Source organism: Pseudohongiella acticola, assembly GCF_001758195.1.
Classification (GTDB): Bacteria; Pseudomonadota; Gammaproteobacteria; order Pseudomonadales; family Pseudohongiellaceae; genus Pseudohongiella; species Pseudohongiella acticola.
Map to the genome: position 1 here is coordinate 2,210,220 of NZ_MASR01000001.1, position 12,960 is coordinate 2,223,179.

Here is a 12,960-nt window from a genome sequence, read left to right on the forward strand (position 1 = left end):
CACAAATAGCCGCTCAATCGCCAGAAAACGCTAAAAAAAACCGCTAAAACCGCCTACAATTCGCGGCATGAATCCAGAACATGTGCTCGTACCCTATCAATGTGCCGATCTGCCTTCCGGACCCTGGCTGATATTCGCGCCGCATGCCGATGATGAAACCTTTGGTATGGGAGGCGCCCTGCGACTGGCTGCTGACCAAGGCATTGACACCCATGTCGTTGTCCTGACCGACGGCGCGCTGGGTGGCGACAGCGTTGATGCGGCGCAGACGGCGGCGCTGGTGCAGACCCGACAGCAGGAGCTCGGCGCAGCCTGTACGCTGCTGGGTGTCAGCCAGAATGACACCTGGGATCAACCCGATCGTGGACTGGACTTGGCACCAGCATTGATCGAACGAATTACCACCGCCATCGCTGATACCGGGGCCGGCACGGTGTTTTTCCCTGGCGCACTTGAGCTGCATCCCGACCACCGGATGACGGCACAGCTGGTGTGGCTGGCCGCACAACAGCTCCAGCGTCGCGCCTGGCGAGGCCCGCTGCCTCAGTTCTGGTCGTATGAGATCAGCGTGCAGAGCCCGGTCAACCGCCTGGTCGATATCACCCCGGTACTGGCCACCAAACAAGAAGCGATGGCGGTATACGCCAGCCAGAATTCGCAGAATAACTACCCCGAGCTGATTCTGGCGCTGAACACGGCACGCACCTTCTCGCTGCCGGCATCCGTGAGCCACGCTGAAGCCTTCTATCACTATTCAGATGCGGAGCTGGGCGGCAGTTTACACGCCGCCACGCAGGCTGCGGTGGCACGCTACTTTGCTGTACCGGAAACTAAAGTTTAAGATGATGCGTCTAAAGCCTTACCAGGACAAAAAAACCATCCTCATCGGGGAGCAGCCATGAGCGTCACAACAGCCATGAGCGACAAAACAGCCATGAGCGAAAAAGCAGCCATGAGCGCGGAGACAGCCGTGAGCACAATGGCAGCCATGAGTAACGCCAACACAACAACCCTTATCAACTGGCGCCACCGCGCTGGACGCATAATGGCCACGGCGGCAGCTGCGCTGCTGGCGCTGAGCATGGCGGCTTCCGTACAGTCTCAGGAAGAGCCCGGGCAACAAGCCGAAGACCAGGCCGGCGCCCAGGTACAGAACAACGCACGCGAGCTGTCGCTGTTTGAGCCCGTCGAACAGACTGCCACCAGTAACCAGCCGCAGACATCCGGTCCGCGCAATCCGGTGGCGACACCCGGCAGCGGTCCACAATTCGCGCTGGTCGGTACTTCCCGATTTGGCGATCGTTACCGTGTCAGTGTGCGGACCAGCGGCGGTGAGGTTATCACTGTTGATGCCGGTAGTGGCGGCAGCGCTGCCATACCCGGCTATCCGGGTTACAGGGTGACTCAGGTCGCTTCGCGCCACGTGCTGCTGGAGCAGCCGGCCAGCACACCCTGCTTTGCGTTCAGCGATCAGGGGGTCAGCTGCGAAGGTGCTAACGTCGCCCGGCTGGCACTGGCCACTGCCGAAGCAGTAGCGCCACCACAGGAACCGGCCAGGCGCCGCGATCGAGGCGCCGAAACGCAGGAAGGGCAGGATGACAGCAGCAGCGAACAGGGTGCCGAAGAACGCCCGGAGAACCCCTTTGCGGCGGCCCTGCGTGCTGCGCGTGAACGTGATGAGCCCGATGCGGCTGCCAGTCGTGCCGAAGAGCAGCGCTTCCGGCCCAGGCGTATTGATCCGGACGATGTGCCCGAAGGTTTTCGTTTGATCCGCACGCCCTTCGGCGACCGGGTAGTCCCTCTCTAATATGTCAGGGCAACTCACGGTATCGCTGGTGGTCTACGGGTTTGATGAGGCTGTGCTCAGCGATACGCTGCTGTCTTTGTGTCATGCGGTCAACGTCGCTCAGGACGAGAAGGTCCTTGGCGCCGTCAACATCAACGTGGTCGACAACGCGGACCATGCTGCCGCACTGGAGCCCCTGCTCCGCCGTTGTAGCGAAATGTCCAGCGACACCGTCGGATTTGACATCATCTCCGGTCACGGCAATATCGGTTATGGTCAGGCGCACAATCTGGTGATTCATGGTACCGACAGTGAGTACCATCTGATTCTGAATCCGGATGTGATAGTCGACCCCAGGGCGCTTTCTGAAGGCATCCGCTACCTGCAACAGACACCCGCCGTGGTGGCGCTCTCTCCCGCCATCGCTGACGGCAAGGGTGCTTCCGAATCCGGCTGCAAACGCTACCCCAGTGTACTGGATTTTGTTTTGCGCGGTTTTGCCCCGGCCTGGCTCAGACAGCGCTTCCGCACACGCCTGCAACATTACGAGATGCGCGACCTGAGCGCAGATGTGGCCTGCACCGACATTCCCATCATCAGTGGTTGTTTTATGTTGTTTCGTCACCCGGTGCTGCGTCAGCTCGGGGGCTTCGATTCGCGCTACTTTCTGTATTTTGAAGATTTTGATCTGTCCATCCGTGCCCGTGAACTGGGGGCGTTGGGTTTTCTGCCGCAGATGAAGATTACGCATCTGGGCGGCAACAGCGCCAGAAAAGGCCTGCGTCATATCCTCATGTTCGGTCGTTCTGCTTTCCGGTTTTTTTCCGGTCACGGCTGGCGCTGGATATGAGCGCAGCTAACCGTTCGGGTGCAGATAATCAACCAGGTGTGCTGGTGACCGGCGCCAGCGGCTTTGTCGGCCGATACCTGCTTCGCCGGCTACAGTCCGAGCCGGTAACGGTGAGCACCCTGCAGCGCCCCCGGCATGACCTGTTGCAGCCTGCCTCGCTCGCTGAGCTGTGCCAGGGCGTTGACACGGTTTATCACCTGGCCGCCTATGCCCATGTTAATCAGGCGCAGATCAAGACGCTGTATGCCACCAACGTTGATGGCACCATAAATTTGCTCAGTGCCGCCGTGGCTGCAGGGGTCAGACGGCTGGTGTATGTCAGCAGCATTCTGGCGGATCCAGCGTTTGATCAGCCACGAACGGCCTATGGCGAAGCCAAGCAGCGCGCCGAGTCGCTGCTGCAGGCCGCGCACCAGGCCGGTGACATTGAGGTAGTGATCGTACGCCCGGTCAATGTCTACGGGGTCGGCATGAAAGGTAACCTGATGACCCTGCTGCGCCTGCTGCGCAAGGGCGTGATGCCGCCGTTGCCGCGTTTTACCCAGCCGTTCTCGCTGATCGGTGTCGAGGATCTTTGCCAGGCACTGGTACTGGCGGCACAGTGTTCTGTCGGTGACAATGCGCCGATATATGCACTGACCGACGGCGAGCACTATGACATCAAGTCACTGGAGCAGGCCATGCGGACAGCGCTGGGCCGGTCGCAGCCCGCCTGGGCCACACCCAAAGCGGTGTTTTACCTGGGCGCGTTAACACTGGAAATCGCCGGACGACTGCTGCCCATCAACAATTCACCGGGCTTGCGCAGTTACCATGCTCTGGCGCGCAATTATGCGGTCGACGACACGGCAAGCCAGCGCGATCTGGGCTATAATCCGCGTTCGACTTTCTACTGCACATTGCCTGCCATCATTTCGGCCATGGAGGCCGGTAGCGCCGGCGCGGACACCAGCGACACAGATAACACTCAGTAAACGGGCATCTAGTAACAACGGATAATCAGTAAACAGACAGGACGCAAATGGAGCAGACAGCAGCACGACCTTCGGGCAACAAAACCACTAAAGGCATCATTCTCGCCGGTGGCACGGGCACCCGCCTGCACCCCATGACCATATCCGTCAGCAAACAGCTGATGCCGGTGTACGACAAACCCATGATTTATTACCCGCTGAGCACACTGATGCAAGCGGGTATCCGCGACATCCTGATCATCACCACGCCAGCCGATCTGCCGTTATATCGGCATCTATTGGGTGACGGCAGTAAGTGGGGCATCAACCTGCAGTACGCCGAGCAACCCAGCCCTGACGGTCTGGCGCAGGCCTTCCTGATAGGTGAGGAGTTTATTGGCAACGACAGCGTCTGTCTGATACTCGGCGACAATATTTTCTACGGTAACTCACTGGAAGAGAAACTGCAGAACGCCATGATGCAGGAGCGCGGCGCCACCGTGTTTGCCTACTATGTCAACGATCCGGAGCGTTATGGGGTGGTGTCGCTGGACGAAAACAACACCGCCATTGATCTGGAAGAAAAACCGGCACAGCCTAAATCCAACTACGCAGTCACCGGCCTGTATCTGTACGACAATGATGTCATCGACATAGCCAAGTCAATCAAGCCTTCACCGCGTGGCGAGCTCGAAATCACCGACGTCAACAAGACCTACCTGGAGCGAGGCGCACTGCAGGTCGAGTTGTTCAGCCGTGGCACTGCCTGGCTGGATACCGGCACCGTGCAGTCGTTGCTGGACGCGGCCAATTTTATTCGGGTACTGGAGGAAAGGCAGGGACTTAAAATCGCCTGCCCGGAAGAGATTGCCTTCGCCAACGGTTATATCAACGCCGATGAGTTGCGAGCACTGGCAGCGCCGCTGGCGAAGAACGGTTATGGTCAGTACCTGCTGCGGCTGATCAAGCACTAAACGTTTTTATTTACCTGTCAGAGTTAGCCGGAGCCTGAGCCCGATATGAAAATTACTCCTACTGCGATTCCCGATGTCCTGTTGCTCGAACCGACAGTGCACGGTGATCACCGTGGTTTCTTTATGGAAACATTCCGCCAATCGCTGTTTGATGAAAACGTGCCAGGTACCTCTTTTGTACAGGACAATCACAGTAAATCCGCACAGGGCATTCTGCGGGGCCTGCATTACCAGTTGAACCAGCCTCAGGGGAAACTGGTTCGCGTAGTGGCTGGTGAGATTTATGATGTGGCAGTGGATATGCGTCAGGGTTCGGCGACGTTCGGACAAAGCGTGGGCGCCCTGCTGTCCGCAGACAATCATCAACAGTTGTGGGTGCCGCCGGGTTTCGCGCATGGCTTCTATGTTATCAGCGAGAGTGCGGAAATGGTCTACAAATGCTCTGACTATTATGCGCCGGGTGATGAATTCAGTCTGTTATGGAACGACCCCGCGCTAAAAATCGACTGGCCACTGGTTGCCGGTTTACCTGAACCGGTATTGTCCGACAAGGATCGACAGGGGCTGCTGTTGCGTGACGCACCGGTGTTCGACGCTGCAACAACAAGGCCCTCAACATGAGTCAGAAAATTGTACTGCTGGGCGCCAACGGCCAGTTAGGTCAGACGCTGCAACAACATTTTAAATCACTGGATCATGAACTGATTGCGCTGACGCGCGACACGCTGGATATAAGTGACGAAACTGCACTGCGTAACACACTGGGTGAACTGGCGCCGGATGTCATCATCAATGCCGCCGCCTATACGGCGGTTGACCAGGCTGAAACTGACGACCTCGATGCACGTGCCGCTAACGCTGCTGGCCCTAAAAATCTGGCGCGCTGGGCAAAGGAACAGGACATCTGGTTGCTGCATGTATCAACGGATTTTGTATTCAGCGGGCGCAATCATCGCCCCTACACGCCGGACGACCAGACTGACCCGTTGAGTATCTATGGTCGCACCAAGCTCGAAGGTGAACTGCATGTGCGTTATCTGGCGCGCGACAACAGCCTGGTGCTGAGAACCTCGTGGGTGTATTCGCAATACGGGCGCAATTTTCTCAACACCATGCTGCGTCTGATGACGGAAAAAGACAGCCTTAATGTGGTGGACGATCAGATCGGCACACCGTCATCAACGCTGGGGCTGGCGCGTTGCATCGCCGCTGCAGTAGAAAAGCGCCCGATAGGTATTCTGCACTGGACCGATGCCGGTGTTGCCAGCTGGTATGATTTTGCAGTGGCAATACAGGACGAGGCGATCAGCCAGGGCCTGTTGAGTCGGGCCATCCCGATCAATCCGATTCCGACCTCCGCCTATCCGACCCCGGCCCGCAGACCGTCGTACAGTGTGCTGGACAAGGCGCAGACGATCGCTGCGCTGGAGTGTCATCCGCAGCACTGGAGACGTGAGCTGGGTCACGTAATTGCACAATTAAAAAAATAAATGGTGTTGCCGACAATAAAACGGCGACACTGCAGGTCCTGTCATTTGTAATTGCTGGCATCCTGTTGGCTATTTTAGGCTATTGGCATTTTTGATTTATTGCCAGTTCCGGGAAGGGAGCGACCGTATGACCTTGATAAAACAGTGTGCCCTGGGTCTTATCCTGCTGACTGCGTCATCGGGGTTGATGGCCACCACCGTCGCGCAATTGTCCTTTGACGACGTCGTAGCGAACGCCGAACTGGTATTTGAAGGCCGTGTGCTTACCGTGGAAGCGCGCGAAACCGGCCCGCGCAGCATCCACACCTTTGTTGAGTTTGAAGTGCTGGACGTACTCAAAGGTGAATACACCGAACAACGTATTGAACTCAGCTATCTTGGCGGGCGCGTTGGCAGCCGACAGCTTGAAGTCAGTGAAATGCAGGTGCCCGCGGTTGGAGAAACCGGCGTCTATTTTATTGAATCACTGAGTGCAGATCAGCTTCACCCCCTTGTCGGCTGGTCTCAGGGACACTACCTGATTGTGCGCGACAGCAATGGGCGTTCCCATGTACAGAGCGCCGGGCAGCAACCGATTCGCGCAGTCACCATTGCGCCGTTCGCGGCAGCACAGACATTGAATGACGATGGTGTTGCCAGTGGCGTCCACATTCAGGCCATTGCCGACGAAAGCTCAGCCATGAGCGCCGATGGCTTCAAGGCGCTGGTGCGTGATCGCGTGCAGGAGTTGGCGCCATGAAGAACATCCGGTTTGCACTGGCGCTATTCCAATCCCCGCGGGTGCTATCTACACGGGTTCTATCTCCACTCATCATAGCCGCCACCCTGTTTGGCAGTGCTGCTCAGGCATTTGATATCAGTGCCAACGGCAACAAATGGCCGGGCGCGCAGACACTTATTTTTACTGGCATGCCGGGCACGTCCCGCAGCGGTGTGCCATGGTCGCTGGCGCTGCAACGCGCGGCCGCAGAATGGACTGACAACACACGCTTTACATTTGAAAGCAGTCCGTTATATCGGGACCCCTGCGCTGGTTCCGGTCCCGGCAATCCGCCGGATATTCTTAATGGTATAGATTTTCGATCCACCGTATGTGGCAACAGCTTTAATGCCTCGACACTTGCGGTTACGGTTTTTTTCACCGAGTTCAATATCCTGGGCACCGCCGATCTGGTTGAAGCTGATATCATTTTTAACCAGAACCTGAATTTTGATGTCTACGACGGCCCGCAGCGACCGGGAAGCAACAGCACACGTGAGTACGATTTTCAGCGTATTGCCCTGCACGAGCTGGGGCATGTCATAGGCTTGGGTCACGACGACACCCAACGGGCAATTATGTCATCCACTATTGGCAATCTTTTTCGCCTGCAACCTGATGACATCGCCGGTGCTGATACCCTGTACGCTGGCATAGAAAATTGTGACTACCGTGCAGCGCGTTTTGGCTGGGTATATGGCGAGCTGGGAGGTGGCGACTGCCGCGTCCAGCAACTGCTCAGCGGCGGCACCGATGACAGTTTTATTGATGTTTATACCCTGGATCTGACTCAGGACCTGCGCGTTACCGTTGACATGGTCACAGACGGCCAGCTGGACAGTGTCCTGTTCATTGGCAACAGCAATCTGGGTGCGCTGCGCGTTGATGAAGACAGTGCCGGCAACTGCAATCCGCGTCTGACGACCAACCTGCCCGCGGGCAGACACACCATCCTGGTCAATACTTATAGCAACGGCATAACGCCCCCGTGCGGCAATACCAATACCGGCAGTTATCGAATGTCCGTGGTATTGCAGAGCGCTGATCTGCTCACGTTGAGCGGACAGCAAAGTTTTCAGGGCGGCGTTGCGGATGCAAATTTTTTTGGTGGCGTGACCACCAATGGTGGGCAGAGTTTTACCAACCGTGTGTCTTCGAGTCAGGCTTTTGATGTGCGCGGTCGAATTGAAATAGACCCGGCGCATCAGGGACAGCCAGGTTTTCTTGCCGTCGCGCTGATTACACCGCAAGGCGAGATTCTGGTGAAGAATACGCTGGGCGAACTGGTCGGCTATCAGCCAGAGGTACAGCCTGTCCCTGTCAGCGAACGCAAAGTGCTCAGCGCTGTGGAGCAGATAGACATACTGAGCCAGTTCCGGGCGGCAGACAATGGCATCAGTGAAATCGACGTGGATTTTTTCATCGGTTACGGCGTCGACAGCAACCCGGGCGAACTCTATTATAACGGGCAGCCCATAAACGTACTGATCGAATGACAGATGATTGAGAAGCAATGGCTGCCCCGATAACGCTTCTCAACAGTCAGTAGTTTTTGCTGCGGCTGTCGTTAGTCGTTTTCTGGTGCTTCCAGGCTGACACTGATATCGACAAGGTCGCCAGCGGTCAGCGTGCCGGAGTCTCGGCGCAGATACAGGCCCAGCTTGATGTGTTCGTAACGAATGGCCTGCAGGTCGCGTTCGGCCAGAAATTCATCCCGCACCGCATCCAGTACATCAACGCTGGTGACCGTGCCCAGTTCAAAGCCACGCTGTCGGGCACGGCTGGCAACACGCCGGGCTTCCAGCAGTTTCTCGGCAGCAGCGATCTGCTGTTCCGTTGATTGCAGGCGCAGATAAGCCAGTCGTGTGCGTTCACTGACGTCCAGATGCAACTGCCGTAACTCATTCTGCGCGATGCTCTGCATGCTGCGTGCTTCACTGACTGCCGCGCGATTGCTGCCGCCAGCAAACAACGGAATGGTGACGTCAATAGCCAGATATCCAGTATCAGTGCGTCTGTCGAGTGGATTATTGTCAAAGCCCAGGTTGGACTGTTGTTGTTGCGCGATCAGGCTCACTCTTGGCATATAGGCGCCACGGCGCTCAGATACCCGACGTTCAGCTGCTTTCACGGCGTACTCACGTGCCAGGATCATGTGGTTGTCTTCGCGTGCCCGCGCGACCCAGTCCATGACAGTGCCTTCGATCTCCGGAAGCTGCGCATCATCACCCAGGGTATACAAATCTCCGACAGCCAGGCCAGATGCGGAATGCAACGCTTCACGAGCCAGTGTTACCTCGGTAGCCAGGTTCAGTCGTTCGGCTTCCACCGCCGCCAGTCGTGCCTGCGCGTCGTACAGATCGGTAATCTGAACCATCTGCATATCATGCATGCGTTCAATCTGTTGCATCTGGTTCTGCGTCGCTTCCAGCTCACTGTCGATTGAACGCAGAGCGTCTTCTGCCTGCAGCACCTCAAAATACATTTCGGCGATTTCTGTCAGCAGCGCTGACAGCTCGGCGAAGTATTCTGCTTCGTACTGCTCCTCTTCCATGGACGTAGAACGGCGGCGGGCAAACGCCGCCCAGTCAAAAAGCACCTGTCGCAACTGCAGGGAATAACGCTCACCCCGGTACTCACTCGTGCTATCGATCGTTTCCTGTTTGTTCTCGGATACATTGGCGGTGGCGTTGACCTGCGGCAGTAATTGTCCCGTAGCCGCGCGTTTACGTGCGGTGCCGATACTGCGACGCGCCTCGGCCACCTGAATTCTGGGGCTGTACTCCATCGCGGCCATGAAAAAGTCTTCCAGCGTGCTTCCCGATCCGCTTTCCTGCATGGCAGCGGTCGCAGCTGCTTCAGCGGCGAGCGCCTCGTTTTGCTGCGTGGCATCGGCGGCATGACCTGCTGGAGCGTACAACAGCGTCGCCAGGACCGCGCCGCTCAACAACCGGTGCAAAGAGCCGGACAAATTGTTATGTGTATTATTCCACTTCATACGCATCAGTCTTCCCTGAAGCTTCGCGCTATCGCGTTTGTGAAAGGCTTCATCAGGTACTGGAGAAATGTTCGTGACCCAGTGACAATAAACACTTCTGCTGGCATGCCTGGCACCAGCGCCAGATCGCCCAGATTCGCACGACCTTCTGGCGTGACTTCAAGTCGAGCGGTGTAATACGAGGCGCCGGTATTTTCATTAGTGAAAGCGTCAGCCGAGACATTGGTGACAACGCCAAAAATATTGGGTACGGAACTGCTGAATGAGGAAAAGCGAATGGCGGCTTCCTGCCCTACCGCAACCCGATCGATATCTGTGGGCGACACCCGGGCTTCCACAATCAGTTCGTCAGACTGAGGTACGATGTCGGCTATGCGGCTACCTGGGCCAATGACCCCCCCTTCGGTATGCACCTGAAGCCCATTGACCACGCCTGCGACCGGTGCCGTGATGACGGTGCGGCTGACAATATCACGCAGTGCGTTGCGACGCTCAGTAATATCGCGAACTTCGGTCTGCACTTCACTGAGCTGGGTTGCCACTTCATTCTGAAACCTGCGTTCAGCCTGAATGATTTCCAGGCGGGTTTCGCCAATCTGCATTTCGGTTGAGGAAATGCTGGCTGTGATGTCTGCTGCTTCACCCCGCAGAATAGCAGCGTTACGCTCCAGTTCACGCAGGCGATTCTTGTCAGAGAAGCCTTCCTCCAGCAACGCCCGAACATCGTTCAACTCCTGCGCAAAAGACTCAGCGAGGTCTTCTTTGCTCTCGCGTTGGGCGCGCAGACCCTGCAGCCGTGACTGTAATTGTTCAATGCGCTGCTGCAGCACATCAATGCTGCCTTCCAGCTGATTCTTGCGAGTGCGGAAGATCTGCTCCTGCGATGCCATCTCAACCAGGGCATTGCTTTCCAGCGATGATAAAGCTACCGGGAACTGTACCTCGTCCAGACCATCACGTTCAGCGATCAGACGTGCTTCCAGTGCCGTCTGCGCAACAAACTGGGCGTTGGCCATTTGCAGTTGCGCCAGCTGCTGGGTTTCGTTCAGCACCAGTAAGGGCTCACCAGCGTCTACCACGTCGCCATTGCGTACCAGTATCTGCTGCACAATGCCGCCTTCCAGGTGTTGTACCACCTGTCGGTTAGAGCGCACGATCACCGTGCCGGGCGCGTTAGCAGCACCGTCAATGGGCGCCACTGCGGCCCAAACGCCAAAGACACCAAAGACCAGGAAAAAAATCAGCAGGCCAACTCGTTTTGGCGATTCCATACTGGTTATCACATCCGGGTCTGCCGTATTCTGTCTGCTGTTATCTGCCACAATCGGTTTCCGTTTAAGTTTGTCGAATAAATAAAAAAACTTTTTACGCTATCATTGCCAGTGCTCAGGGGCGTTTTCCGGTCAAGCTGGCCAACACCTCATCGGTAGGACCAAAGCTGACGGCCTGGCCGTCTTTCATGACCAGCAGTTTATCCATGCCCTGTAGCACCATGGTGCGGTGGGTAATCACAATAACGGTTGCGCCCTGTTCCTTGATGCGTTGCAGGGCCTGAACCAGTTCACGCTCGCCGGCATCATCGAGATTGGAATTGGGCTCGTCCAGTACCAGCAGACGAGGGTTGCCATACACCGCGCGTGCCAGACCGATGCGTTGTCGCTGGCCGCCGGAAAGCGTCCCGCTGGCACCACCAATAACCGTGTCATAACCCTCGGGCAAACGCAGAATCATGTCATGCACACCGGCCATGCGCGCCGCGGTTACAATTTTTTCCGGATCTGCTTCGCCAAAGCGGCAGATGTTGTCGGAGATGGTGCCATCAAACAGTTCGATATCCTGGGGCAGGTATCCCACATACGGGCCCAGTTCACCCCGGTCCCAGGCGGACATGTCGGCACCGTCCAGGCGGACCTTGCCGTTCAACGTTGGCCAGATGCCGAGAACGGCGCGCGCCAGCGTAGATTTGCCGGACGCGCTCGGGCCAACAATGCCCAGTGCTTCCCCGGCCGGCAGTTGCAGCGACACACCTTTGACAACGGCGGTGCGTGTGCCCGGCGGTGCCACCATGACCTGCTCCAGCAGCAGGTGTCCCTCAGGTACGGGCAGGCTCATGTGTTCTTTGTCGGCCGGGATATTCTCCAGTAGCTGACCCAGGCGCTCGTACTGAGCGCGCGCCACTGAGAAGCCTCGCCAGCTGCCGACGAGAAGATCGATGGGCGCCAGCGCACGACCCAGCAACAGGGAGCCGGCAATCATCATGCCCGGTGAAATTTCCTGCTGCAGTGCCAACAGGGCGCCCAGACCCAGAATCAGGGACTGGGTGGTGATACGGAACGTTTTTGACACACTGGTCAGAATGCCGGCGGCCCGGCTGGCTTCGGTCTGCAGGCCCAGCACTTCATCGGACAGTTTCTCCTGCTCACGGCGGATGTCAGTGGTCATGCCCATGGCTGCAATCACTTCCGAGTTGCGCAGACTGCCGGCAACCTGACCGCCAACATGGTTGGCTTTGGCGTTGGCATCTTTCAATCGTTTGGTGGTGACTTTGTCGTTGGCCCAGGCCAGAAGTACCATGACAATACCGGCAATAATGGCTACAACACCGAACCAGAAATGAAACAGAAACATGATGGCAACATAGATCGGGAACCAGGGGGCATCAAAAAAAGCAAACAATCCGTTGCCGGTCATAAACTGGCGCAGGCCGGACAGGTCATTCAAAGGTTGTGCCGAGGCGCCGTTGCCAGAGAGCAGTGCATTTTTGAAGGTTGCATTAAAAACCCGCTCACGCAATTTCAGTTCAATCTTGTTACTGGCGCTGGTGAGAATCATCGAGCGTACCCACTCGAAGCCGCCCATCGCCATGGTCAGACACACCATCAGTATCGTCAACATGAGCAAAGTGGAATAACTGCCGCTTGCGATCACGCGGTCGTATACCTGCAGCATGTAGATGATCGGCGTCAGCATCAGAATATTGACGGCAGCGCTGAACAGGCCTGCGTACAGAAAATACCGACGCACGGATTTCATGGCATCGAACAGTTCGGGATAGGTCACTGAGCTCTTGGGTTTATTCATTGTGTTTTAGTCATTCATCCGTGCTTGCGTGTGGAAAACAGCCAGGCAGTCTGTCGAATTAAGTGGGC

Annotated in this window: 12 protein-coding genes; 9 read left to right on the forward strand and 3 right to left on the reverse strand. The window is 56.9% G+C overall.

Annotated features, from left to right (window positions below):
• The first annotated feature begins 67 nt into the window (after positions 1-67).
• The 9 genes from PHACT_RS09430 to PHACT_RS09470 all read left to right on the forward strand — a co-directional run bounded on the left by PHACT_RS09430 (position 68) and on the right by PHACT_RS09470 (position 8,309).
• A complete protein-coding gene (locus PHACT_RS09430) occupies positions 68-841 on the forward strand; it encodes a PIG-L deacetylase family protein (RefSeq protein ID WP_070117299.1) in 774 nt (257 codons plus the stop codon).
• A 57-nt stretch (positions 842-898) separates the two neighbouring features.
• Positions 899-1,807, forward strand: coding sequence for a hypothetical protein (locus PHACT_RS09435; RefSeq protein ID WP_070117301.1), 909 nt, complete (start codon positions 899-901; stop codon positions 1,805-1,807).
• 1 nt (position 1,808) lies between these two features.
• Positions 1,809-2,636, forward strand: a complete 828-nt coding sequence (locus PHACT_RS09440) for a glycosyltransferase (RefSeq protein ID WP_070117303.1) — start codon at positions 1,809-1,811, stop codon at positions 2,634-2,636.
• On the forward strand, positions 2,633-3,610 hold the full coding sequence (locus PHACT_RS09445) for an NAD-dependent epimerase/dehydratase family protein (RefSeq protein ID WP_070117305.1): 978 nt from the start codon (positions 2,633-2,635) through the stop codon (positions 3,608-3,610). The genes PHACT_RS09440 and PHACT_RS09445 overlap by 4 nt, the downstream gene beginning before the upstream one ends.
• A gap of 47 nt (positions 3,611-3,657) precedes the next feature.
• Positions 3,658-4,563 carry a glucose-1-phosphate thymidylyltransferase RfbA gene (gene rfbA, locus PHACT_RS09450; protein ID WP_070117307.1) on the forward strand — a complete coding sequence of 302 codons (906 nt, stop codon included), beginning with the start codon at positions 3,658-3,660 and terminating at the stop codon, positions 4,561-4,563.
• A 45-nt stretch (positions 4,564-4,608) separates the two neighbouring features.
• Complete coding sequence (gene rfbC / locus PHACT_RS09455; protein ID WP_070117309.1) at positions 4,609-5,184, forward strand: dTDP-4-dehydrorhamnose 3,5-epimerase; 576 nt, start codon at positions 4,609-4,611, stop codon at positions 5,182-5,184.
• The gene (gene rfbD, locus PHACT_RS09460) at positions 5,181-6,053 is read left to right on the forward strand and encodes a dTDP-4-dehydrorhamnose reductase (protein WP_070117311.1); all 873 of its coding nucleotides are present in this window, start codon (positions 5,181-5,183) and stop codon (positions 6,051-6,053) included. The genes rfbC and rfbD overlap by 4 nt, the downstream gene beginning before the upstream one ends.
• A gap of 127 nt (positions 6,054-6,180) precedes the next feature.
• A complete protein-coding gene (locus PHACT_RS09465) occupies positions 6,181-6,792 on the forward strand; it encodes a hypothetical protein (protein WP_070117312.1) in 612 nt (203 codons plus the stop codon).
• Complete coding sequence (locus tag PHACT_RS09470; protein ID WP_070117314.1) at positions 6,789-8,309, forward strand: matrixin family metalloprotease; 1,521 nt, start codon at positions 6,789-6,791, stop codon at positions 8,307-8,309. Before PHACT_RS09465 ends, PHACT_RS09470 begins: the two co-directional genes overlap by 4 nt.
• Before the next feature lie 71 nt (positions 8,310-8,380).
• Here the strand turns inward: PHACT_RS09470 and PHACT_RS09475 are convergent, their stop codons facing one another.
• From PHACT_RS09475 to PHACT_RS09485, 3 genes are all read right to left on the reverse strand, one after another.
• Positions 8,381-9,811 (reverse strand): TolC family protein, encoded by a 1,431-nt coding sequence (locus PHACT_RS09475; protein ID WP_169819434.1) that lies wholly within the window; start codon positions 9,809-9,811, stop codon positions 8,381-8,383.
• Between the two features lie 5 nt (positions 9,812-9,816).
• Positions 9,817-11,133, reverse strand: a complete 1,317-nt coding sequence (locus PHACT_RS09480) for an HlyD family type I secretion periplasmic adaptor subunit (RefSeq protein WP_083264484.1) — start codon at positions 11,131-11,133, stop codon at positions 9,817-9,819.
• A 64-nt stretch (positions 11,134-11,197) separates the two neighbouring features.
• Positions 11,198-12,892: a type I secretion system permease/ATPase gene (locus PHACT_RS09485; RefSeq protein WP_070117318.1), complete on the reverse strand. Its 1,695-nt coding sequence runs from the start codon at positions 12,890-12,892 to the stop codon at positions 11,198-11,200.
• Between the last annotated feature and the right edge of the window lie 68 nt (positions 12,893-12,960).

Excerpts from the sequence above, each read along its gene's own strand:
- rfbC (WP_070117309.1), top strand. The coding sequence starts at position 4,609 with ATGAAAATTACTCCTACTGCGATTCCCGATGTCCTGTTGCTCGAACCG.
- PHACT_RS09445 (WP_070117305.1), top strand. The coding sequence starts at position 2,633 with ATGAGCGCAGCTAACCGTTCGGGTGCAGATAATCAACCAGGTGTGCTG.
- PHACT_RS09475 (WP_169819434.1), bottom strand. The coding sequence starts at position 9,811 with ATGAAGTGGAATAATACACATAACAATTTGTCCGGCTCTTTGCACCGG.
- rfbD (WP_070117311.1), top strand. The coding sequence starts at position 5,181 with ATGAGTCAGAAAATTGTACTGCTGGGCGCCAACGGCCAGTTAGGTCAG.
- PHACT_RS09465 (WP_070117312.1), top strand. The coding sequence starts at position 6,181 with ATGACCTTGATAAAACAGTGTGCCCTGGGTCTTATCCTGCTGACTGCG.
- PHACT_RS09435 (WP_070117301.1), top strand. The coding sequence starts at position 899 with ATGAGCGTCACAACAGCCATGAGCGACAAAACAGCCATGAGCGAAAAA.
- PHACT_RS09440 (WP_070117303.1), top strand. The coding sequence starts at position 1,809 with ATGTCAGGGCAACTCACGGTATCGCTGGTGGTCTACGGGTTTGATGAG.
- rfbA (WP_070117307.1), top strand. The coding sequence starts at position 3,658 with ATGGAGCAGACAGCAGCACGACCTTCGGGCAACAAAACCACTAAAGGC.
- PHACT_RS09430 (WP_070117299.1), top strand. The coding sequence starts at position 68 with ATGAATCCAGAACATGTGCTCGTACCCTATCAATGTGCCGATCTGCCT.
- PHACT_RS09470 (WP_070117314.1), top strand. The coding sequence starts at position 6,789 with ATGAAGAACATCCGGTTTGCACTGGCGCTATTCCAATCCCCGCGGGTG.
- PHACT_RS09485 (WP_070117318.1), bottom strand. The coding sequence starts at position 12,892 with ATGAATAAACCCAAGAGCTCAGTGACCTATCCCGAACTGTTCGATGCC.